This is a genomic window from Natrinema zhouii (assembly GCF_013456555.2).
GTDB classification, from domain to species: domain Archaea; phylum Halobacteriota; class Halobacteria; order Halobacteriales; family Natrialbaceae; genus Natrinema; species Natrinema zhouii.
In genome coordinates, this window is the sequence record NZ_CP084884.1 from 181,949 (window position 1) to 203,636 (window position 21,688).

19 protein-coding genes are annotated in these 21,688 nt (G+C 60.9%); 13 read left to right on the forward strand and 6 right to left on the reverse strand.

Annotated elements, in window-relative coordinates; genetic code table 11:
- Positions 1 to 86 precede the first annotated feature (86 nt).
- Positions 87 to 971 carry a 3-hydroxyacyl-CoA dehydrogenase family protein gene (locus HYG81_RS43310; RefSeq protein ID WP_226778552.1) on the forward strand — a complete coding sequence of 295 codons (885 nt, stop codon included), beginning with the start codon at positions 87 to 89 and terminating at the stop codon, positions 969 to 971.
- Positions 971 to 1,780: an enoyl-CoA hydratase/isomerase family protein gene (locus HYG81_RS43315; protein ID WP_226778553.1), complete on the forward strand. Its 810-nt coding sequence runs from the start codon at positions 971 to 973 to the stop codon at positions 1,778 to 1,780. The genes HYG81_RS43310 and HYG81_RS43315 overlap by 1 nt, the downstream gene beginning before the upstream one ends.
- A gap of 845 nt (positions 1,781 to 2,625) precedes the next feature.
- Here the strand turns inward: HYG81_RS43315 and HYG81_RS43320 are convergent.
- On the reverse strand, positions 2,626 to 3,396 hold the full coding sequence (locus HYG81_RS43320; protein WP_226778554.1) for an IclR family transcriptional regulator: 771 nt from the start codon (positions 3,394 to 3,396) through the stop codon (positions 2,626 to 2,628).
- Between the two features lie 154 nt (positions 3,397 to 3,550).
- Here HYG81_RS43320 and HYG81_RS43325 point away from each other — a divergent pair, with 154 nt between their 5' ends.
- Positions 3,551 to 3,877: an EthD family reductase gene (locus HYG81_RS43325; protein ID WP_226778555.1), complete on the forward strand. Its 327-nt coding sequence runs from the start codon at positions 3,551 to 3,553 to the stop codon at positions 3,875 to 3,877.
- Positions 3,870 to 5,573, forward strand: a complete 1,704-nt coding sequence (locus HYG81_RS43330) for a thiamine pyrophosphate-binding protein (protein WP_226778556.1) — start codon at positions 3,870 to 3,872, stop codon at positions 5,571 to 5,573. Before HYG81_RS43325 ends, HYG81_RS43330 begins: the two co-directional genes overlap by 8 nt.
- A gap of 6 nt (positions 5,574 to 5,579) precedes the next feature.
- On the opposite strand, the gene HYG81_RS43335 is transcribed toward HYG81_RS43330, so the two are convergent.
- Positions 5,580 to 5,975 (reverse strand): RidA family protein, encoded by a 396-nt coding sequence (locus tag HYG81_RS43335; protein WP_226778557.1) that lies wholly within the window; start codon positions 5,973 to 5,975, stop codon positions 5,580 to 5,582.
- 107 nt (positions 5,976 to 6,082) lie between these two features.
- On the opposite strand from HYG81_RS43335, the gene HYG81_RS43340 reads away from it, so the two are divergent.
- The gene (locus tag HYG81_RS43340; protein ID WP_226778558.1) at positions 6,083 to 7,045 is read left to right on the forward strand and encodes an NAD-dependent epimerase/dehydratase family protein; all 963 of its coding nucleotides are present in this window, start codon (positions 6,083 to 6,085) and stop codon (positions 7,043 to 7,045) included.
- 97 nt (positions 7,046 to 7,142) lie between these two features.
- Here the strand turns inward: HYG81_RS43340 and HYG81_RS43345 are convergent, their stop codons facing one another.
- Complete coding sequence (locus tag HYG81_RS43345; protein ID WP_226778559.1) at positions 7,143 to 7,616, reverse strand: VOC family protein; 474 nt, start codon at positions 7,614 to 7,616, stop codon at positions 7,143 to 7,145.
- A gap of 135 nt (positions 7,617 to 7,751) precedes the next feature.
- Between HYG81_RS43345 and HYG81_RS43350 the strand changes: the two genes are divergently transcribed.
- Positions 7,752 to 9,020, forward strand: a complete 1,269-nt coding sequence (locus tag HYG81_RS43350; RefSeq protein WP_226778560.1) for a M24 family metallopeptidase — start codon at positions 7,752 to 7,754, stop codon at positions 9,018 to 9,020.
- A gap of 46 nt (positions 9,021 to 9,066) precedes the next feature.
- Here HYG81_RS43350 and HYG81_RS43355 read toward each other — a convergent pair whose 3' ends face one another.
- Entirely contained in the window at positions 9,067 to 11,058 is a 1,992-nt protein-coding gene (locus HYG81_RS43355; protein WP_226778561.1) for an oxidoreductase, read from the reverse strand.
- Positions 11,059 to 11,324: 266 nt separating this feature from the next.
- Here HYG81_RS43355 and HYG81_RS43360 point away from each other — a divergent pair, with 266 nt between their 5' ends.
- The 7 genes from HYG81_RS43360 (at position 11,325) to HYG81_RS43390 (ending at position 19,993) form a co-directional block, all read left to right on the forward strand.
- A complete protein-coding gene (locus HYG81_RS43360) occupies positions 11,325 to 11,492 on the forward strand; it encodes a hypothetical protein (protein ID WP_226778562.1) in 168 nt (55 codons plus the stop codon).
- Positions 11,492 to 13,117, forward strand: a complete 1,626-nt coding sequence (locus tag HYG81_RS43365) for a sodium:solute symporter family transporter (RefSeq protein WP_226778563.1) — start codon at positions 11,492 to 11,494, stop codon at positions 13,115 to 13,117. Before HYG81_RS43360 ends, HYG81_RS43365 begins: the two co-directional genes overlap by 1 nt.
- 519 nt (positions 13,118 to 13,636) lie before the next feature.
- Positions 13,637 to 14,641 carry an LLM class flavin-dependent oxidoreductase gene (locus HYG81_RS43370; protein ID WP_226778564.1) on the forward strand — a complete coding sequence of 335 codons (1,005 nt, stop codon included), beginning with the start codon at positions 13,637 to 13,639 and terminating at the stop codon, positions 14,639 to 14,641.
- Positions 14,642 to 14,685: 44 nt separating this feature from the next.
- Positions 14,686 to 15,978 carry a phenylacetate--CoA ligase PaaK gene (paaK, locus tag HYG81_RS43375; protein WP_226778565.1) on the forward strand — a complete coding sequence of 431 codons (1,293 nt, stop codon included), beginning with the start codon at positions 14,686 to 14,688 and terminating at the stop codon, positions 15,976 to 15,978.
- A gap of 151 nt (positions 15,979 to 16,129) precedes the next feature.
- Complete coding sequence (locus HYG81_RS43380; RefSeq protein WP_425607580.1) at positions 16,130 to 16,345, forward strand: hypothetical protein; 216 nt, start codon at positions 16,130 to 16,132, stop codon at positions 16,343 to 16,345.
- A 208-nt stretch (positions 16,346 to 16,553) separates the two neighbouring features.
- Entirely contained in the window at positions 16,554 to 16,937 is a 384-nt protein-coding gene (locus tag HYG81_RS43385) for a PaaI family thioesterase (protein WP_226778694.1), read from the forward strand.
- 344 nt (positions 16,938 to 17,281) lie between these two features.
- Positions 17,282 to 19,993 carry a penicillin acylase family protein gene (locus HYG81_RS43390; protein ID WP_226778566.1) on the forward strand — a complete coding sequence of 904 codons (2,712 nt, stop codon included), beginning with the start codon at positions 17,282 to 17,284 and terminating at the stop codon, positions 19,991 to 19,993.
- Between the two features lie 233 nt (positions 19,994 to 20,226).
- On the opposite strand, the gene HYG81_RS43395 is transcribed toward HYG81_RS43390, so the two are convergent.
- Together HYG81_RS43395 and HYG81_RS43400 are read right to left on the reverse strand one after the other, a co-directional pair.
- On the reverse strand, positions 20,227 to 20,817 hold the full coding sequence (locus HYG81_RS43395) for an HD domain-containing protein (protein WP_226778567.1): 591 nt from the start codon (positions 20,815 to 20,817) through the stop codon (positions 20,227 to 20,229).
- Positions 20,818 to 20,820: 3 nt separating this feature from the next.
- On the reverse strand, positions 20,821 to 21,537 hold the full coding sequence (locus HYG81_RS43400; protein ID WP_226778568.1) for an EthD domain-containing protein: 717 nt from the start codon (positions 21,535 to 21,537) through the stop codon (positions 20,821 to 20,823).
- Positions 21,538 to 21,688 lie beyond the last annotated feature (151 nt).

The following is a 21,688-nucleotide window of genomic DNA, read 5'->3' on the forward strand; positions in this document are numbered from 1 at the left end:
CCGCGAGCCGCCCGGCGGTTACGCCGGAACGGACGAACACGTATGAAACGGAAACGGCTTTTATGCCCCCACGGTATTGCCTGTGTATGCGAGTCGCAGTACTTGGAGCCGGTACCATGGGACACGGAATCGCACAGGTAACCGCCATGGCCGGTCACGACGTGGTCGTACGGGACATCGAGATGGAGTACGTCGAGAACGGCCTCGAGTCGATCGATGACAACCTCGGGGGCGGCATCGAACGCGACAAGGTCACCCGCGAGGAGGCCGACGCGGCCCTCGAACGCCTCTCGGGGACGACGGACCTCGAGGAGGCCGTCGCGGACGCGGATCTCGTCGTCGAGGCCGTCCCCGAGGACCTCGACCTCAAGAAGTCGACGATGGCGGACGTCGAGGAACTCGTCGACGACGAGACGGTCATCGCGACTAATACCTCTTCGCTGTCGATTACGGAGATTGCGAGCGCCGCCGAGAACGACGGTCGCGTGATCGGTCTGCACTTCTTCAATCCGGTTCATATCATGGGTCTCGTCGAAATCGTCGTCGCCGAGCAGACCGACGATGAGACCCTCGCGTTCGCCCACGAGTACATCGAGGACATCGACAAGACGCCCGTCGAAGTGACCGACTCGCCCGGCTTCGCCTCCTCGCGGCTGGGCGTCGCGCTCGGCGTCGAGGCGATGCGGATGGTCGAAGAGGGCGTCGCCGACCCGCGTGACATCGACACCGCGATGGAACTCGGTTACAATCACCCAATGGGGCCGATCGAACTCGGCGACGTCGTCGGGCTCGACGTCCGGCTGGATATCATCGAGTACCTCCGCGAGGAACTCGGCGAGCGGTTCAAGCCGCCGCAGGTCTTAAAACGGAAGGTCCGAGCCGGCAAACTCGGCAAGAAGAGCGGCGAAGGGTTCTACGTCTGGGAGAACGGCGAAATCGTCGGCACGAGCGGCGAGTGGGGGGACGACTGATGTCGGTCGAAGCGACCGCCGCCGAGTGTGAGACGGTAAACGCCACCGTCGGTGACCGGCTCGAACATGTGGCGACGATCGAACTGTGCCGGCCGGACGCCCGTAACGCGCTCAACGCACAGCTCCGAGACGAACTCAAGGACGTTCTCGACGCCGTCGAGGACAGCGACGTGCGCGTCGTCGTCCTGACGGGCGCCGAGGAGTCCGGCGCGTTCGTGGCGGGCGCGGACGTGACGGAACTGCGCGAACGGGACATGCTCGAGCAACGCGAAGCGAGCAAGCGCCCGCGCGTCTACGAGCGCGTCGACGACTGCCCGATCCCGATCATCGCCCGGATCAACGGCCACGCGCTGGGTGGGGGTTGTGAACTCATTCAAGCGTGTGACATCCGCATCGCCCACGAAGACGCGAAAATCGGCCAGCCGGAGATCAATCTCGGCATCATGCCGGGTGGCGGCGGCACGCAGCGACTCCCGCGACTGGTCGGTGAGGGCCACGCCATGCGGCTCATCTTGTCCGGCGAACTCATCGACGCCGAGGAAGCCGCGGACATCGGCCTCGTCGACGAGGTCCACGGCGACGAGACGTTCGACGATAGCGTTTACGACCTCACCGAAGCGATCGCAGAGAAGAGCCCGGTCGCCCTCGAGTTCGCGAAAAAATCCGTCAAAGCGGCCTCGCGGACGGGCCTCGAAGCGGGGATCGAGTACGAGGCTGAACTGTTCGCGCAACTGTTCGCGACCGATGACAAGGACGAAGGCATCGACGCCTTCTTCGAGGACCGCAACCCCGACTGGCCGAGCAGCTGATGTTGATAGTTCCGTGTAAACGGACAACATGACTGTTTAACCTCATCGAACGGATTTTCACCGCTGAAACGGACTAACTGCTCGATATACCGGTTGGGAGACGCTTTCTGGCCTAATGTGGGCCGTTCATTGGGAGTGAACGTTCGAGTTCGGTCATTTCCGTGCTGCCATCTCGGGACATCCAGATCGAGTGCATGAGGGCGGCCCGATCCGTCACTGGAGCCGTTTGTTGCTAACTCTTACCACTCGCTCCCCTTCAAATTCGCGTCCATCCTCATTGAATGTGCTGTCTGAAGCGTTTCAGGGCTGATATCGTCAGATATCGCACGACTTATTCACAGTGTTCCACGGGACAGGCCTACCAGCTCGGCTCCGCCTCATCGCAGCCACCAGTCGAAGCAGCAGGGGCGAACGATATGGCGCGATGAGTCACCGTTCACCTCTGCCGTTACAGAACTAGAACTGTAATGAATTCGTCGCCAACTCCTCGAGACGAGTTACCACACTAACGTTCGAATAGCTCGAATTGGATAGCTGAACGAATCGATCACTCGTGCCGTCGGACCCGACCCTCTACGGCCCGTATTCGTAGAAACGCTGGCATCGCTGGCACTAATCGTCAGGACGCTTTCGAACGTCAACCCGGTGTTCATTGTGATTGAACGAGTCTGAGGAGGGGAAAGCCTCGCCTCATCCACCGATCTGTTGGAATTTTTAAGTATCCGTTCGATGCCATCGTGAGAGTCATCCGAGGTCGGGATCGACCGTCTCGTGGTACCTGCAGTTCAGGCGATGCGCTCGATAACCGGTGACGCACTCGAGAAGGTGTCCTGTACGAAGAATCATCAGGCGTGTGCGAGATTGATCGTGATCTCGTTGACCGTTCCGAGAAGCAGCGTCGAGAGTTCGTCTCGGAGGAACGAGCCCTCGAGGCGATTCGAGGGTCCAGCGATGCTGATCGCGCCGAGTGCGACTCCGTTCTCGTCTTTGATCGGAGCACCGATCGCGTGGAGCCCTTCGACGGACTCCTCGATGTTCAGTGCGTACTTGCGCTCACGGATGGTCTCGATCTCGTCCCAGAGCTCGTCTTCGGTCGTTATCGTGTGCTGCGTTCGCGCTGGCAACCCGTACATCTCGACGATCTCGTCGATGCGCTCGTCCGGAAGAAATGCCAGTATCGCCTTCCCCGCGGCGTGCTGGTGGAGGTAGTTCTGGTGTCCCAGACGTGCGTACGTCCGCACGGAGTGTTTCCCCTGTGCGCCGTAGATGTGGACGCTCCGTCCGTGTTCCTCGACGGCACACCAGATCTTCTCTTCGGTCTCGTCGGCGAGTGCGTCGACTTTCGGTTTCACTTCCTGATAGAGCGTGTACCTCTCTCGAGCAACGACGCCGTAATCAAGAAAGCGAATTCCGAGGCGATACTCGCCGTCGTTCTCGATGAGGAAGCTGTTCGCCTCGAGCGTCTTCAGGTGGCGATGGGCGGTGCTCTTGGCACAGCCGAGCTGGTCCGTCACCTCGGTGATCGTCGCGGGCCCGTTCTCCTTGAGGTAGTCGACGATGTCGATCGCTCGCTCGACGGTTTCGACGGGCCGGTCGACCTCGGGTGGGAGTGACATACGACACTACGAGGGGCTACGTTCACTAAAACTTGTTCAAGCTATTCGAACGCCACGTGAGCCCAACTGGACGTTTCGTCATCGATTCCGGCGAAACGGCGTGGGGATCGATAACCGTTAAATCAAAGAGCGCGGAATGTGAGGAACTAGTACCATGATCAAGATGGTAGACTTCCTCGTCCGCACGGACGGGTACAGCCACGAAGAGTTCACCGAGCGATGGCAGGGCGAACACGCAGCGATTGCACAGGACCTTCCGGGTCTCCGGAAGTACACGACGTCCGTCCCGACCAACCCGGATGCCGCCGAGTACGACGGCGTCCTCGAACTCTACTTCGACGACGCCACGGCGCTCAACGCGGCCTTCGAGTCCGAGGTCGGACAGGCAGTCCAGGCCGACGCAGCCGAGTTCATCGACCTCGAGGCAGGGCCAACGCTCGTGGTGGACGAGACGGTGCAACTCGACGAGACCCATGACTGAGACGGGAGAACGGCTCGTCGAGGAACTCGACGCCCAGAACGTCGAGTATCTGTTCGGGTATCCGGGCGGTCGAGTCATCGAGATCCTCGATTTCATCCCGGAGTCCGACGTGACCCTGGTTCGCCCACGCGACGAGCGCGAGGCGAGTATCATGGCGGAGATGTACGGGCGGATGACGGGAAAGCCCGGTATTCTCGCGGGTCAGGGACCGTGGATCGGCAGCCTCGGTGCCATCGGCCAGATGGAGGGCAAACTCGCCTCCTCGCCGATGGTGGTCATCACGGAAGCCAGTGAGCGCGGCGATTACTCCACGCTTGCCCCCTACCAGCAGGCGCGGGGCGACTACGGCGGACTGGATCTCCCCTCGGCGCTCGAGGCGTACACCAAGGAACACTGGTTCCCCCGGTCGCCGACGGAGACGATCCGCAGTCTGCAGTTGGCGTTCAAACACGCGACAGCCGGCCGCTCCGGTCCGACCGCCGTCATCCTCGACGGCGATGCGGTTTCGGAGGAGATGCCCGAGGACCCGGTGCCCCCGGTCTGGGACGGCCACAACCAGGTACGAAACTGGGAGGCGCGGCCCGATGCCGACGACCTCGAAACGGCCGTCGACAGACTGGTAGCCGCTGAGCGGCCGGTGATCATCGCCGGTAACGGCGTCCACTCCGCAGGCGCGTACGATGAACTGCTGGCGGTCGCCGAGGCCACGGACGCTGTCGTCACCACCTCTTATCTCGGAAAATCGACCTTCCCTGAGACACACGAGCAGGCCGCGGGCGTCATCGGCTCGTTCGGCCACGAAGGGGCCAATCAGGTCGTCAGCGAGGCCGACGTGTTGCTCGTCGTCGGCTCCCGGCTCAACCCGATGGACACGAACTGGCAGGCACCGGACTTCATTCGGCCGGACGAGCAGACGATCATCCACGCCGACATCGACACGCGCAACGCCGGGTGGGTCTACCCCGCCGACGTCGCGCTCATCGGCGATGCAACCCAGAGTCTCGGCGACCTCGCGGACGCACTGCCCGCCGACGTGAGCAACGACTGGGCGCACGACCGGGCCGCCGAGGCACGGGAATCGTTCGACGATCCGAAATGCGAGTCGGATGCCTCCCCCATCAAGCCCCAGCGCGCGGTCAAAGAGATCGAAGCCGTCGTCGACGCGGACACTATCGTCACGGCCGACTCCGGGAACAACCGCTTCTGGCTACTGAACTACCTGCAGGCCCCCGACACGGGAACCTACTACGGCAGCGGCGGCGTCGGGAGCATGGGCTGGGCCACGCCGGCAGCCGTCTCGGCGGCGATCACGACGGACAAGGACGTCATCGGCGTCGCTGGCGACGGCGGCTTCACCATGACGATGACCAGCGTCGAGACGGCCGTCGAACACGGCGTCGCGCCGACGTTCGTCGTCTTAAACGATACGAGCCTGGGCATGGTCCGGCAGATGCAAGACGACGAGGGCGACATCGCCGGCGTCGAGTTCCATGACACTGACTTCGTCAAAGCCGCCGAGGCCTTCGGTGCCGAGGCAACGCGCGCGGTGACGCCCGATGAACTCGCCGACGCGCTCGAGACCGGGACGAACGCCGACGTCCCGTTCGTTATCGACGCGCGTATCGACCGCGACGAAGAGATGGTCGAGTCGCTCCAGTCGTCGTTCTACGAACAGGTCGGCGGCCTCCACGAGTAACGGGGCCTACCGGTCTACCGGCGCTTCGACCTCGAGTTCGACGAGCAACCCGTCCTGTGCGAGTTGCTGTGGACCGAGGAGCGTGAGACACGGGAGCGGCGGCTCGCTGAACACGTCGTTCCACACCTCGAAGAACGCGTCCCGGTTCGCGTGGAGCTCGACGACGTGTGCGGTCACTTTCGTCACGTCGGCCAGCGATCGGTCGACTTCCTCGAGCAGCGTCTCGACGTTCGCGAACGCTTGGCGTGTCTGTGCTGTGACGTCCTCGCCGGCGAGTTCGAACGACTCGTCCCAGCCGACCTGCCCGGACATGTAGAGTGTGCCGTCCGCGACGATGCCGTGGCTGTAGCCGATGCTCGAGGCGTCGATGAGTCCGTCCGGGTCTAGCTGTCGCCGTGCCATGACGTGACAGACATCGTGAATCTCGAAATACCTGACGGTAGCTGTGGTGGCGAGACGGTGCTAATAACAAACTTTTTTGTGTTGCTCCGTCACGTCGTTGGTACACGATGACAGAGTCAACTGTACTCATCACTGGTGGTACCGGCTTCCTCGGCTCGTACGTCGTCGAGGACCTGGTTGATGCGGGACACGACGTCGTCGCCTACGATCTCTCGACGGACGATCGGATCCTAGACAAGCTGGGCGTCGCCGAGGACGTGACTATCCGGCGGGGCGACGTCTCCGAGGCGACCGACGTCATCCGCGCGGTCAAGGAGACCGGCACGACACACATCATTCACCTGGCAGCGCTACTGACCAATACCGCGCGCGACAACCCGCGTGCGGCCCTCGACGTGAACGTCGCGGGCACCAACAACATCCTGGAAGCCGCTCGCACGCTCGACGATCAGGTCGAACGGGTCGCCTGGGCATCCAGTGCGGCCGTGTACGCGCCGCCGCACAACTACGACGGCGAGTACGTCGACGAGAACGAACTCGTCTATCCCGACACGCTCTACGGGGCGACCAAGGAGTACAACGAACACCAGGCTCGGGTCTACTACGAGGACTACGACGTCTCCCACGTCGGCCTGCGCCCGACCGTCGCGTACGGCCCCTACCGGGAGACCGGTGGCTCGGCGTTCCTCGCGAACATCGTCGAGAAGCCGGCCCTCGAGGAGTCGTTCAGCGTCGAGTACGGCGATCAGGTCATCGACTGGCAACACGCTCGCGACATCGCCCAGGCGTTCCGGAAAGCGGCGTTCGCCCCCGACGAGGACCTCAACCAGCGTATCTACAACGTCCGCGGGGAACTCGCCACCATACGCGAGGCCGCCGACACCGTCCGCGAGATCATCCCGGACGCCGATCTTGACGTCTCCGACGACGGCGAACTCCCGTGGACCCAGAACCTCGATATGACCGCCGCACAGGACGACCTCGGCTACGAGGTCGAATACGACCTCGAGACCGGGTTCCGAGAGTACATCAACACGCTCCGCGAGGAGAACGGGCTCGAGCCGGTCTGATCGGCACCTGAGACGGACGACTGTCAGTCATTTCCGCCGTAACCGCAGTACATCTTCGATTGCGCCGGCAAATCATCATGGCAGACCGTCTGAGCGCTTACGATTCTTCTAACCGCTGGCCGTCGACGTAGAGCGCGTCGGCCGGCGGTCGGCCCTCGCCGTACCCCTCGTGGTACTCGAACAGCTGGAACAGCGCCCCGGTCGGGTTCGACGGGGGAACGAACGCCTCCGTCCAGTCGTCGTACTCCGTGTACTCGACGACCCGATAGCCGGCGTCCTCGAGCGCCGCGGCGACGGCCGCGATATCCGCGACCTCGAAGGTGATGTGGTGGAGCCCGGGGCCGTGTTCGTCGAGGTATGTCGTCAGGAAAGTGTCGTCGGCCTCGGGCTCGATGAATTCCAGTCGCGAGGCGTCCATCCCGAAGTCGTACTGCGCCCAGTGGAAGCGGCCCTCGACGGACTCCTCGATGAGCTTCCGACAGCCGAGCGCGAACAGGATCGGTTCGGCGTCGGCGATCGAGTCGACGGCGATGCCGGTGTGGTCGACGCGAATCGGTGTCTCGTGGGACATAGCCACCAGTGGTCGCGGCGGACAGTTATACGCTCGGGTAGTCACACGCTGACAGGACGGCGAACCGATCGACGGGGTGTGTTAGATATTAGCAAACCCGGAGTTTGATTAGGCCCCTCTGTGTATCGGGACACGATGTACGAGCGCGATTTCATGGAAGGAACGCGTGGAACCATGGCTGTCGACTGGGAAGAACGCATCGACGTCCAGCGCATGCGCCGCGAGCGCAAGGAGCGGGCGCTCGAGCGACTCCGGGACTCGGATCTCGGGTCGATGGTGCTCATCGACGACCCGAACGTCCGCTACGTGACCGGGCTCGCGATGACCGGCGGCAGCGGTGCGGACCACTACACGCTGCTCACGGAAGACGGCGACGTCGTCCACTGGGACACGGCCGATCACGCCTCGAACCAGCGGTTCAACTGTCCCTGGCTCGACGACATCCGGTACGCCTGTCCCGGCCTCGGGAACGTCCCTCGAGCCTCGGGAAGCGCTTCGGCTCGGCGCTGGCTAAAGGACAAGATGGCCGAGACGATCTACGAGGCCATGGAAGAGTACGGCGTCGCCAACGAACCGATGGGCATCGACGTGGCCAACGGTGCGCTCGTCGAGCGCTTCGAGGACCGCGGCGTCGACGTCAACACAGACGCGGCCACGGACATCATGCTCGACGCGCGCAAAGTGAAGACCCGCGACGAGATCGAGTGTCTCCGACAGGTCGCGGCCATCTGTGAGGCTGGCTTCCAGGCCATCACCGAGAGCGCAAAGCCCGGCAAGCTCGAGTCCGAAGTCTGGGGCGACGCGGTAGGCGAACTCTGGCGCCACGGTGCGATGGCCCAGGGCGGCTACGTCACCTCCGGCCCGAACACGTGGCCGAAACACCAGGCGAACACGACCGACCGTCTGATCCGCCCCGGCGACCTCGTCTACGCCGACTTCTACAACATCGGCTACCTGGGCTATCGCTCCTGTTACTACCGCACGTTCAGCGTGGGCGAGCCTACGCAGGCACAACAGGACGCCTACGAGAAGGCCCGCGCCGATCTTTACGACGTGCTCGAGCGCATCGAGCCCGGGGCGACCACCGACGAGATTTGCAACGGCTTCCCGGACGAGGAGGGCGAGCATATGGACTGGTACGATGTCGACGACTTCTGGCAGATGACGACCAATCACTGGGCCCACGGCCTCGGTCTGCAACTGTACGAGGTACCACTCATCTGGCGCGGACTCTCGCCGGACCACCCCATCGAGATCGAGGAGGGTATGACGATGGCCGTCGAGACGATGCAGCCGGCTGACCGCCAAGGCGTCCGCGTCGAGGAGATGGTCGTCGTCCGCGAGAACGGTGTCGAGATCCTCAGTCAGTGGCCCGTCGAGGAGATCACCCGCATCGATTACTGAATGGTAACAGCTCGCGAATACTGTTCTGACGTGAACCGTCGTCAGTCTATACCTGTCGACCGAGTTCGTGACCGGAATAAACAGCGTCAGCGATCCGTCGAGGCGAGACACAGTCGCCGACGGCATGGACCTCCTCGATCTCGGTCGACTGCCGGAGTGACTCGAGGTTCGCCGCGAGTTTCTGGTAGAGGTCGTCGTTCGACTTTCGCATCGTCGTGAAGATGACGTAGTCTGCCTCGAAAGCGGTCTGCTCTCCTGAGTGGACGTTGGCGGCGACGACGTCGTCGTCGCGGACTTCCTCGAGTGCGTGGTGAGTTACGAACTCGACGTCCGCCTCGAAGAGGGTGGTGAAGATCGTTCCTCGTTCGAACGTGTGTAACGCCTGACTGAACGCGCTCGCGCCCGGCGTCACGAACGTCACGTCGTTGTCAGCGGCGAGCGACTGGGCAACGCCAGCACTCACGTTGTACCCCTCTTCGTCGAAGATCACGATGTGCTGTTCCGACGGATCGGCCTCGAGTGCATCCTCGGGGGTCAGTACGTGGTCACGATCCCAGCCCGGGACGGGACGATGCGTTCCCGACGTTTCGCCTTTCTCGGACCACCTCGCACCAGTCGCGACGACGACGACCTCCGCACCGTAGGTCTCGACGTCGTCGTAGCTCATTTCGGCTCTGCTCCCCGTGTGGACAGCGACGTCGTCGAGCCGCTCAAGTTCTGTAGCCCGCCAGTCGCGGACCCTGTTCCACTCGCCGAGATCCGGAAGTGCCCCCTCGAAGTTGACTCGACCGCCGAGAGCGTCTGCTTTCTCATTGAGGTGGACGAGGTGACCACGTTCGCTAGCGACTCTCGCAAACTCCATGCCGGCCGGCCCGCCGCCGACAACGAGAACGGCCCTCTGTTCGTCGGCCGCATCGTACTCCTCGGGCGGCCAGATCGCCTCCTTCCCGACCGTCGGGTTCTGCGTGCAGGTGAGTGGGATCCCCTGTCTCGACTGGGAGACGCAGATATTACAGCCGATGCACTCTCGGATCTCGTCGATGCGCCCCTCTCTCACCTTTCGCGGCCAGTGTGGATCGGAGATTGACTGGCGCGCCATGCCGACCATGTCGATGTATTCCTCCTCGATGAGGGAGACCGCATCGTCCGGGTCGGTGATTCGTCCGGTGCCGCCGACGGGAACGTCGAGCTCGTCGGTGGCAGCCTTCACGAAATCAATCTGGTAGTTCTTCGAGTGGCGACGGCTCGGTGCGATCATGTCGTCGATCGACTGCTTGACGCCGATGTCGATGTCCCAGAAGTCGAGGTCGCCGCCGATCCGCCGGACGATCTCGAGGCCGTCGCCATCCGCGGTCAGTCCGCCCTCGACACGTTCGTCGATCGTATACCGGGCACCGACGGCCATGCCGTCGCTCACGTTCTCGCGAACGCTGTCGATGACTTCCCGGAAGAACCGCAGCCGATTTTCGAGCGAGCCACCGTACTCGTCGTCGCGATCGTTGTAGAACGGTGAGAGGAACTGTGAGATGAGGTATCCGTGTGCAGCGTGGAGTTCGATACCGTCGTAGCCCGCTCGACGCGCCCGGTCTGCTCCATCGCCGAACGCTTGGACGATCTCCTGAATGTCGTCGTACTCCATCTCCTTTGGCGTGTAGTCGCTCCCAGTCGGGAGCTGTGACGCCGAAAGCGGCGGATGGCGACTCCCGTAGTTTCCGGCTGTTGCGCCGCCGTGCCACAATTCGACGAACAGTTTCCCGCCGTGGTTGTGAACCGCGTCGACCATCTCTCTTTGCGGAGGGATCGTCTCGTCGTCATGGATGAATCCCGAGTCGACGGGCGTGACGTCGGTTGACTCGTGGACCTGACTGTACTCTTGGACGATCAGGCCGAATCCGCCCTTCGCCTTCTCCGCACGGAAGTTCGTCTGCTGGTCTCCGAGCCCGTACGCGTTCCCATGTGGCGGCTGAAAAACTCTGTTCGGGATCGTCACGGGTCCGAGGTCGATCGACTCGAAGAGGGGGCTATGCCGGTCAGACATGTATGTTGTGTCCACATAGCACGTCTTAAAACTGTTTCTGCCCCGGTTACGGGCGACGTTTCGTTACCGCTACCCGAGGCGCTCCTAAAGTGATAGATTAGCCGTTCCGGCGATAGGCAGAGGAACATTTATTAATTACGATCTGATTAGGTGCCTTGTATGTGGCACGAGACAACATACCGCACTATCGAATATCCTAATCTGAGAGCGATTCGTCGATTAACGATCACCAAGAGCGACCAGCGAAGTCAGGGGGTGATCGGACGATGAGTTACCTTCTCGGGTTTCCGACGCCAGTCATCGAGGTCCTTCTCATACTCATCGTCCTCTTTCTCGTCGTCTCGGTATACCTCGGAACGCAGATGGAAGGGACGGAACCGGTTCGAGACCACGAGTCCCTCGACGGAATCGATTCCAGCGAGGTGAACGATTGATGTCCATCGGCACCGGCGTACTGGTTCCATTACAGACGTGGGGCGACGATCTCGGCATCGAGTACCATTCAGAGACGGCAGTGTTCTTTTTCGCCGTGTTTGCCGTCCTGATGGTTGCGATCGGGATACTGGCGAGCCGCTACCAGACAGACCAGGAAGAGTACTTCGTAGCGGGACGACGATCGGGCGTTCTCGTTGTCGCGCTGGCAGTGTTCGTCTCGATTCAGAGCGGTTGGGGTATGATCGGCGTCACCGGAACGGGGTATCTCGTCGGCCTCGAATACTTCATCCTCGTCGGAGGACTGATCATCTTCGGATTCACCGCATCGTACTGGCTGCTCGGACGGAAGATGCGCGTGCTCGGTGACGCACGGAACGCTATCACCGCACCCGATGCGATGTACTACCGGTTCCAAGACGAGCGCGTCCGGTTGCTCGGCGCGGCGTCGGTCCTGCTTGGCAGCATGGGGTATCTCGCTGCCCAGTATGCCGCACTCGGCATCGTCGGGTCACTCATCTTGCCGATCAGCTTCTTCGAGGCGCTGGTAGTCGGGCTGGTGATCGTCGGCTTCTATACCGTCATTGGAGGGATGCTCGCGGCTATCTGGTCCGACGCAATTCAAGGGGCGATAATGGTTCTCGGCGGTGTGTTGACCGCCTACTATGTTGTGACAAACTCCGGACTCGGCTGGAACGGAATGATCAACGCGATCCAGACGGAGAATCCCGCGTACTTTGAGTTCACGCTGCTCGGTGGTGACGGGATCATGGCCATCGGCCTGGTCATTTCAGTAATCGTCATTCAGGCGACCGTCGCCGGCCAGCCTCACGCGATCACGAAGTTCTACATGGTACGTGACGCGTCGGTGCTGAAGTGGGGCGCACTTATCACCGGTTCGGCGTACCTCGCGACGGCGATGTACTGGCTCGCCGCACCGTTCCTGCAGGCCGCTGTCATCGAGGGGACCGTTTCCGATCCGGGCAATCCGGACGCGACCCTTCCACTCGCGCTCATCCAGTGGGCCCCGGACGTCGTCGTCGCATTCGTCCTCACTGCGGTCATGGCCGCGATCATGTCGACGAGCAACGCGTTCCTTAACATGGGCGCGTCTGCGGTCGTCCACGACTATTTCATCGAATATCGAGACGTTGATCTCTCTCGCAAGCAGGAAGTCCGTTGGGGACGCCTGACCACGGCAGTTCTCCTCGTCGCAGCGGGCGTTATCGCGGCTACCTTCCCCGGACTCATCTTCGTACTCGGGGCTGCAGGCTGGGCGATCTTCGCCGCCGTCATCTTCCCGTGTATCGCCATCGCATACAACTGGCGGGGAGCGACCGCTGAAGGTGCACTCGCCGGCGGCGGCGTCGGACTGGTGCTTACGATCCTCCTCGCCTACGGTGTCGAGTATGCCGGTATCGAACTGCCCATGGGATTCCTCGGGGGTCAACTCGCTACTCTCGTCGCCGTCGTCGTCTTCGTCGCCGTCTCCTTCGTCACGAGTACGAGCGACTATCACGACTTGGATGAGGACATCAAGACGGTAATGAACCTCGGCCGGATCAAGGGCAATCCCGAGGAATCCGTCGGCGTCGCAGCCGATGGCGGGATCGAAACCGACGACTAGTCTCACTGACGCACCGCCAGCTCTCGTCGCTCTACTCTCTCTACCGCGGTATCCTCGAACCACGTACTGGACATTACTCGAGGCTCCCCCGCTTCATCGAGCACCATGTGCACGACTTCGCGGCCGTGACGCCATCGTCCGCCGTACTCGAAGACGTGGTGAAAGTGTACTTGCCGGCTTTCGAGACGCGGTCGGGCACCGTCATCGCGTCCTCGAGTTCGATCGGTCCTGTATAGTCGATTCCTGATGGACAGCGCGTCGTCGATTTCCTCGAGGCACTCGCCGCGACGTTCGCAAATACCGTGTAATTCCTCGCGTAGATCAGGACACAAGCGTTGTGAGTCCGCCCTATCGGTGCGAGGTCGCGAAAGCAAACTGAGTCTCCGTCTCGTATGCGAATACTGCTATGAGTCGCCCTTTCGACACGGCGGTCTTTGCTCTGGCGGCCGATTCGTGGTCTCCGGACGGGACCTCGCCCCTTTGTCAAGGATTAAGGCGGTTCCCCGAATTGAATCGTGTATGCAACTCGGTACTGGTCTCTTTACCTGCCAGCAGCGGCCGAACGACGACCGCTCGATGAGTGAGATCTATGACGAGATGCTCGAACTCGGCCGCGTCATCGATAACGCCGGCCTCGACAGCGCATGGGTGTCCGAACACCACTTCCTCGATGACGGGTACATGTCGGGGATCTCGCCCGCACTGGGTGCGCTGGCGGCGGTCACGGACGACATCGAGCTCGGTCCGTGTATCGCGCTGGTTCCGCTGTACGATTCGGTTCGCTTCGCGGAGGATATCGCGACGATCGACCAGCTCGCGGACGGCCGGGCGACGCTCGGCCTATCGATCGGCTCGAACGTCGACGAGTTCGACGCGTTCGGCATCCCCGAGGACGAGCGCGTCGACCGACTGACTGACACCGTCAACGTGCTCCGCGGCGCGTGGTCGGCGGGGCCACTCGACTACGAGCCTGATTTCTACGAGATCTCGGCCGACGTCGATGTGACGCCGAAGCCCGCCCACGACGTGCCGATCATGCTCGGCGGCGCTGCCAAGCCCGCCGTTCGGCGTGCCGCCCGTATCGGGGACGCTTGGTGTGCACCCTCGGCCATCTCGCTCGAGGGGGTCCGCAAGCGCAAGGAGGACATCGAGAACGTCCGCGAACACGAAGATATCGACGGCGACTTTCAGGTCTACGTCCTCCAGCACGGGTTCGTCGGTGACTCTCGCGAGGAGGCCTGGGAGGCGATGCGCGACGGCTACTTCTACATCCAGCGCCGGTACGCGGAGATCTTCTCCGGCGAGCCCGTCGACGAACTGTCCGACGAACGCAAACGAGAACTGAAGGAGCAGGCGATCTTCGGTACACCCGAACAGGTCGTCGACGAACTCGAGACGTATCGCGATGCGCTCGGTGACGACATCCACTTCATCTTCCGGACGTACCACCCGGGAGCCGGCATGGAGGAGATGGCCGAGTGTATCCGTCGACTCGGCGACGAGGTCCGCCCTGAACTGGTCTGATCACAGCGAGAGCACGAATCTTTTTGAGGTGGTCTGTTCTCTCTATGAGTGTGCGAAGCAGTAACGAGGACCTCGATCGGACAGCGCTCCGTCAATTACAGGCAGACTGTCTCGCGAAGACGGTCGAACGCGCGTACGAGAACGTCCCGTTCTACCGCGAGCGACTCGAGGAAGCCGGCGTGGAGCCGGGCGACATCGAGAGCATCGACGACATCACGAAGCTCCCGATGACGACCAAAGAGGACTTCCGCGACAAGTACCCCGACGGCCTGTTCGCCGCCGATGACGACGATCTCACTCGGATCCACGCCTCTTCTGGAACGACCGGCAAACCCAAGATCGTCTCCTATACCGACTCCGACCTCGATATCTGGGGCCAAGCCATGGCGCGATCGCTGGCCGCGGCCGGAGTCGAACCCGGCGACACCGTCCAGAACGCCTACGGCTACGGCCTGTTCACTGGCGGGCTGGGCTTCCATCGAGGCGCCGAGGAACTCGGCGCGACAGTCGTACCGACGAGCAGCGGCGGTACGCAGCGACAGATCGAACTCGCACAGGACCTCGAGAGCGACGTCCTCGCGTGTACGCCCTCCTACGCGCTGTACTTCGCCGAGACGGCGGAGGAGCTGGGTCTCGATCCGCGAGAGCTCCCGATTTCTGTGATCGCGTACGGTGCAGAGACCTGTACTGAGCCGATGCGCGAGGAGATCGAAGACCGACTCGACGCGACCGGTATCGACAACTACGGGCTCTCGGAGATCATCGGTCCGGGCGTCGCCGCGGAGTGCCACGAGGCACAGGACGGCCTGCACATCTGGGAGGACCACTTCTACCCGGAAGTCGTCGATCCGCGTACGGGCGAGCCCGTCGACGAAGGCAAGGAGGGAGAACTCGTCCTGACGACGCTCACGAAGGAGGCCCTGCCCGTCCTCCGCTACCGGACCGGCGACCTCACGACGCTGAACTACGACGAGTGCGAGTGTGGCCGGACCATGGTCCGCATGGACAACGTCACCGGGCGCACGGACGAGTTGCTCATCGTTCGCGGCGTCAACCTCTATCCGAGCGAAATCGAACACGTCGTCCTCGACATCGACGGCGTCGCTCCCCACTACCGCATCGACCTCCACAAGGAGGGGACCCTCGACGTCATGGAACTCACCATCGAAAAAGACGAGGAGAGCGATCGCAGTGAAAACGAACTGAAAGACGAGATCCAGACCCGACTGCATAACGCGCTCTCGTTTACGCCGGACGACCTCGAGCTCGTCGAGCCGGGTGGCATCGCCCGCACCGAGGTCGGCAAGGTTCAGCGCGTCTACGACCATCGCGGGTGACCGCAGCCAGACGCGTCGGTGAACCTCACCTCATAACTACGTAATAGGATTCTACCATCAATTGTGAATGTGGGACGCTGGCAGGATCACTCGAGGGTCCCGACTCTTGGCAGCGGTTCTTGGGAACATCAGTCGCGGTGAAGCACCCATCATGAACAGCTCCGGTGACGCCGAAATCTTCAGCTGTTTCCGTCAGCTGACGCCACTGCACTCGCTGAAACCCGGTACTCTTGGCGGGCCGGCGCTCGGAATGGACCTCGACATCGTCAACACCAGCGGTGAATCCGTCGTTGACGACCACGAAGGAGGGATGTCTCGGCTGCGAGTTCTTCGCGCCGTCGATGACCGAGTCGTTGCGGAGCGGTGACGAGCGCTATCTAGAAGAGTACTGGTCGCGGTTCGACGATCTGTGGGACCACGATGACCGGAGGACCTCAATGCCATCGACGAGATTGTTATGGCTCGATACTCCGACCCAGCCCCGCTACATGATTCGGCTGCGAACCGAGGGGTGGTCCATGTTACCGTGGAAAACCAAAACAATTAATTATCCGGCAGAAAAAACGCTGACCGTTATGGACACAGAAGCGTTCTTCGAGAAGATGCCGTTTGCCGACCTGCTCGGTATCGAGGTTACCACTGCTACGGACGGACACGCCGAGGGGACCGTCGAGATGCGAGAGGAACTCTCTTGGAACGAAGACCGGATAATGGCTCATGGCGGCGTTACGTTCACGTTGGCGGACACCGTCGGTGGTGCCGCGCTCGTCTCGCTCGTCGACCAACCTGTTCCGACTATCGATATGCGAATCGATTATCTGGAAGCTGGGACCGGCGATCTGCGTGCGGAAGCCGATGTCGTCCGTCTCGGCAGTGACGTTGGCGTCGTCGACATCGCGGTCTACGCCGCTGACGAAACGCAGGTCGCAGACGCTCGCGGCGTATACAAGACGGGATAGTCGGTTTCAGCGATAGCCGACGCCTCGAGTGTCTTTCTGCTGTCGGATCGAGACAATACAAGCAGCTTTTGTTGTGGAGTCGATCGGTTCGCTGTTCCACTCGACACGAGTACGTATCGACTTCAGGAGATCGCAGTGGGTAGAAGGGAGGAGACGTCACGTGCTCCCCGTCGATTGACCTGACCGTAGTACCACACTTTCAGATTATGATCACCAACCAATCATTCTATACTATTCACGTCTAATAACGGAATTGTCCCTCATCATTATATAATGTGTTACCATCATGGCAGACCGTGGCAGATACTAACCAATACTGTTGGCGGAATGTATCGAGACGGGATATGCTAAGAGCGAGTACGGCAGTCGCCGGAGCAGCGGGGATCAGTGCCGTGGCACAGACGGAACTCGCCTATGCGAAGTCAGCTGGTCAAACGACTACGGTCACGATAAAGCGCGACGAGTACGGTGTCCCTCATATCTACGCACGGGAAGCGGACAGTCGTGCCCCCGTCTTCTACGGGTTCGGTTACGCTACGGCGAAAGATCGATTATACCAACTCGAGCTGTACAAACGGTATTATAGAGGCACTGTCGCGGAGGTCATCGGCGAAGGTGACGAAAACAACGACTGGGTACAGTTCGATAAGGAGGCCCGCCGAAATACCGCCGGCGAACAGTCCCTAGACAAACAAGCCGAAAAACAGATGACATCGGAACAGCGGAAGATGCTACAAGCGTTTACCGACGGCATCAACCGCTACATCCGGGAGGTACACAACAGTGACGACCGCGAATTCCACAAGGGGTTCTCCGATAACGATTTCGAGCCGGAGGAGTTCTCCTTCGCCGATAGCGCTGGAATGTTTGTTTCGACCATGTCCTATTTCAGTGGGACCCAGCTGGAAACACTCGGTGCAGCACTCGTCGACGCACTCGAACGAGAAACGGGAAGTCGGGAACGCGCGATGGAACTGTTCCGAGACTGCAACTGGGGCGACGACCCCGGCGCACCGACCTCGACCGTGCAACCCGAGGTCGGATATCATCCGCCGTACGTCGAGGCCAATTCGGTGAGTAAGTCGGCACCAACGTACGAACGTCGGGGGAAGACTGGGAAACTCAACGATTCGACTAACAAAGTGACTGGCGGAAACACGACGACGCCAGCGAACGCGCAGAAAGTCCACGAGACCGAGATGGATCGGATCCAGACGCTGGCGTCAGGTCTCGACGATCTCGGGCTGGCCATGAAGTACGGGAGTAACGCACTCGCGGTTCAGGGAGAACTCACCGAGTCCGGCGATGCCCTGTTATTCGGCGGCCCGCAGATGGGATTCAATACGCCGTCCGTCATGTACGAAGCAGGACTTCACGGACCGGACTTCGACGTAACGGGGTCCACCGTCGCCGGTTACCCGTTCATCATGTTCGGGCACAACCAGAACGGGGCATTTACGTCGACCGCAGGTCTGGACAACAGCATCCAGACGTTCGTCGAATCGATTACGGTCAACGAAGACGGACCAGATACGTACACGTTTCGGGGAGACGAACACGAGATCGAAACCGAAGAGAAAACCATCGCCGTAAAGGACGGCGACGACGTTACCTACACCGAACGGTTCACCCGCCACGGCGTTATCACGACGTGGGACCCGGAGAACGATCAGGCCATCGCACAGACACGTTCGTACGCGGGTAAACACATGCGGTGTCTGCGTGCGTACCTTGAGGCACAGTTAGCCGGCGGCGTCGACGAGTTCGAGGAAGCGGCTCAACGATGCGACTACTCGCTGAACTTCTTCTGGGCGGGCAAGTGCGGCGACATCGGATACTTCCATCTGGGCCGGTACCCCGACGCCGAATCCGTCGAGTGGGACACTCGATTGCCTGCCGACGGAACCCAGTACGAACTCACAGATGACGATTATCTCCGCGCCGCTGACGGAGAAGTTCCACACGCCATCAATCCAGCGCCAGGATACATCGCCAACTGGAACAACAAGCCCGCGCCGAACTGGGACAGCGGTGACCTGAGCTACTTCTGGTCGACTCACCACCGCGTGCAGCGTATCATCAATCTCGTAGAGCACAGCCTAGAAGAGAACGGTTCGGTCAATTACGAGCTGTTGAAGGAGATTATCTACGATATTTCCTTTGTCGATCGCAGAGCTCTTCGGTACAAACCCCATCTCCTCTCGGCATTGGACGACGCGGAACTCGATGAAATAGAGCAACAGGCAAAAGCGGAGCTCGAATCGTGGGAGAACTATCGCCAAGGCGAAGGAGAGGACTTCACTGGAAAGTACACTGCCGGGTTCACGATCTGGGACGCGACGTTCCCAAAAATAATCGAGGAAGTATTTAGCGATGATTTCGGACAGGCGTACGAATTAGCGAGTAACTTCCTCAATTACAGCTACGGGCAGGGAACGCTTATGCGCGTCCTTCACAGTGACGAAGCTGCATTGACCCCGAATGTTGATTACGTAGACGGGGATCCAGACGACGAACTGATCGCAGCCTTCCGCAGCGCCGTCTCGGAACTCTCGGACACGTACGATGGCGCTCCGTCTTCCTGGCGAACGGAGGCCCGTATCGCCGATCTCAATAACATGGCGTTGTTTGGAATGCCGATCGGGGTCAGCGATGCAGGCGATATGCCCTGGGTAAACCGTGGAACAGAAAATCACATCGTACAGTTGAGTGACGACCCCAAGGCCGAGAACGTCCTTCCGCCGGGCAACGACGGCTATATCGCACCCGATGGAACGACCGGCGAACACTACAATGATCAACTTCAGTTGTTCATCGACTTCGAGTACAAGCAACTGCTGTTTGCCGACGAGGAAGTCAACGCTGCCACGGAGTCGACACGGGAAATAGTGGTATGGCCCGAAGATTCTCCCGACAATCGATCTGATGACGCTCCTGGGAATCGATCCCATGACGACACAGCCGACGGAACGCCCGGTTTCACGGCGGTAACCGGCGCCGGCGCCGTACTCGGTTCAGCACTCCTCTGGCTGCGCCGACGAACCGGCGGTCGCTAACAGGACCGTCCACACGGCCACCCACTTCCCGTGTTCGTTGCACACCTGACCGATTCCATAACCCGAACGACTGCCTTACTCGGGTCCATTTCGAGTTGCATATTGCGTCACTCAGCTGGAAGAGCCAGCTCTCTCAAAGCGGGGGAAACGCTGAGGAACGGTTATTGACCCCTGAAAATAGATGGCTGGTTGATTCGGACTGAGCAAACGGGCTCGATGAAATGGAATCGGTATCAGGCCTGTGTCTGTGAGTACTCGTCAACCCACTCCTGGAGCGTGATACCCATCGTCGACTGGGTGATCGCGTTCGAGGAAGCGGAGTTCGCGCTCTTTACGAGCTCCGCCTCTATCGTCCGAGTGGGAATCTCACCGATGAAGTGAGGAATCGCTCGCTGGACCGAGAGCGGACAGCCGACCTCGTGGGCGAGCGCGTAACCCGACAGCGAATGTGGGACCTCCTCGGTCGCGTATGTTGGGTCCGGCTCGAGCAATGTCTCGTCGTCAACGAAGTCGACGTACTCGTAGCACTTGCCGACATCGTGGAGGAGACACGCTGCCACGATGGTGTCAATGTCAGGATCCGCGCCGTGGAAGTCACGTTGTTCTTCAGCCGTCTGGCAGGCGATGCGAGTGACGCCGCGAACGTGCTCGACGTTGGTTACCTCGTGAATGTTCCAGGCGTAGGGGATATCCTCGATGTGGTTCCATCCACCTCGATCGAGGCCGAGCCGCCACGCGTCGACGACCGTCTCCCGGAGGTTCGGACTGTCGATCGAGCCGAGTTCGGGGAAGGCCTCGCGGATCTGGCTCTCGTAATCGGGCATGAGTTAGCCCTCGTCTTTGACGAGCCGTTCCTGTCCGATAAAGCGAGGGCGATCCTCGAGGGCCAGGAAGTTGTCGACGTCTTCGCGGGCTTCCTTCGCTTTCCCCTTGGCAGGATCGTAGTCCCGAGACCCCTCGCTGCCCAGCGCGGCATAAAGCTTCGAGAGGTCCTCGAAGTACAGTTCGGCGACGCCGTCGAACTCCGCGTTCTCGGGATCGGTTGGCAGGATGGTGTTGTACTTGACGACGCCCTCAATCTCGCGAGCGATGGGCGTGTGATTGTTCTGCCAGTAGTCAACGAACTCCTCGTGAGTCATGCCCTCTTGGCGGATCAGGAACGCCGAGTGTTTGTAGAGGCGATCAGTGTCTCTGTCGACCTCGTCTTTCTGGACGATCTCCTCGCCGATGAACCGCGGACGCTCCTCGATGGCCAGGAAGTTGTCGACGTCTTCGCGGGCTTTCGCCGCGATCTCTTTGGTCGGATCGTAGTTACGGGAACCGGGACTGCCCAGCGCTTCGTGGAGATCCTCGAGCGTCTCGAAGTACAATTCTGCTACCCCGTCGAACTCGGCGTGTTCAGGTTCGGTCGGCAGCACCTGTTGATACCGCGTGACACCCTCGATGTCCTTCGCGATTGGCGTGTGGTTGTTCTGCCAGTAGTCAACGAATTCGGTATGAGACATACCCTCCTGTCGTACGAGCAGAGCTATGTGCTTGTACATCACTCCTCACTATCACACTCCCTCAAAATAAATCCTCAGGTTGACAGTGTTCGTACCGATTCAGTGAGCGAAGATATACACGACCTTGATACATATGTAATATCCATCACGAGTGCGGTCAACCCAACCATCGGTAACCGAGCTTCGAATT

Bases quoted from the DNA above. Each gene is read 5' to 3' on its own strand.
- HYG81_RS43385 (WP_226778694.1), top strand. From the start codon at position 16,554: ATGGACACAGAAGCGTTCTTCGAGAAGATGCCGTTTGCCGACCTGCTC.
- HYG81_RS43370 (WP_226778564.1), top strand. From the start codon at position 13,637: ATGCAACTCGGTACTGGTCTCTTTACCTGCCAGCAGCGGCCGAACGAC.
- HYG81_RS43340 (WP_226778558.1), top strand. From the start codon at position 6,083: ATGACAGAGTCAACTGTACTCATCACTGGTGGTACCGGCTTCCTCGGC.
- HYG81_RS43325 (WP_226778555.1), top strand. From the start codon at position 3,551: ATGATCAAGATGGTAGACTTCCTCGTCCGCACGGACGGGTACAGCCAC.
- HYG81_RS43330 (WP_226778556.1), top strand. From the start codon at position 3,870: ATGACTGAGACGGGAGAACGGCTCGTCGAGGAACTCGACGCCCAGAAC.
- HYG81_RS43390 (WP_226778566.1), top strand. From the start codon at position 17,282: ATGCTAAGAGCGAGTACGGCAGTCGCCGGAGCAGCGGGGATCAGTGCC.
- HYG81_RS43365 (WP_226778563.1), top strand. From the start codon at position 11,492: ATGTCCATCGGCACCGGCGTACTGGTTCCATTACAGACGTGGGGCGAC.
- HYG81_RS43320 (WP_226778554.1), bottom strand. From the start codon at position 3,396: ATGTCACTCCCACCCGAGGTCGACCGGCCCGTCGAAACCGTCGAGCGA.
- HYG81_RS43380 (WP_425607580.1), top strand. From the start codon at position 16,130: ATGAACAGCTCCGGTGACGCCGAAATCTTCAGCTGTTTCCGTCAGCTG.
- HYG81_RS43355 (WP_226778561.1), bottom strand. From the start codon at position 11,058: ATGTCTGACCGGCATAGCCCCCTCTTCGAGTCGATCGACCTCGGACCC.
- HYG81_RS43350 (WP_226778560.1), top strand. From the start codon at position 7,752: ATGTACGAGCGCGATTTCATGGAAGGAACGCGTGGAACCATGGCTGTC.
- HYG81_RS43395 (WP_226778567.1), bottom strand. From the start codon at position 20,817: ATGCCCGATTACGAGAGCCAGATCCGCGAGGCCTTCCCCGAACTCGGC.
- HYG81_RS43310 (WP_226778552.1), top strand. From the start codon at position 87: ATGCGAGTCGCAGTACTTGGAGCCGGTACCATGGGACACGGAATCGCA.
- HYG81_RS43335 (WP_226778557.1), bottom strand. From the start codon at position 5,975: ATGGCACGGCGACAGCTAGACCCGGACGGACTCATCGACGCCTCGAGC.
- HYG81_RS43345 (WP_226778559.1), bottom strand. From the start codon at position 7,616: ATGTCCCACGAGACACCGATTCGCGTCGACCACACCGGCATCGCCGTC.
- HYG81_RS43315 (WP_226778553.1), top strand. From the start codon at position 971: ATGTCGGTCGAAGCGACCGCCGCCGAGTGTGAGACGGTAAACGCCACC.
- HYG81_RS43360 (WP_226778562.1), top strand. From the start codon at position 11,325: ATGAGTTACCTTCTCGGGTTTCCGACGCCAGTCATCGAGGTCCTTCTC.
- HYG81_RS43400 (WP_226778568.1), bottom strand. From the start codon at position 21,537: ATGTACAAGCACATAGCTCTGCTCGTACGACAGGAGGGTATGTCTCAT.
- paaK (WP_226778565.1), top strand. From the start codon at position 14,686: ATGAGTGTGCGAAGCAGTAACGAGGACCTCGATCGGACAGCGCTCCGT.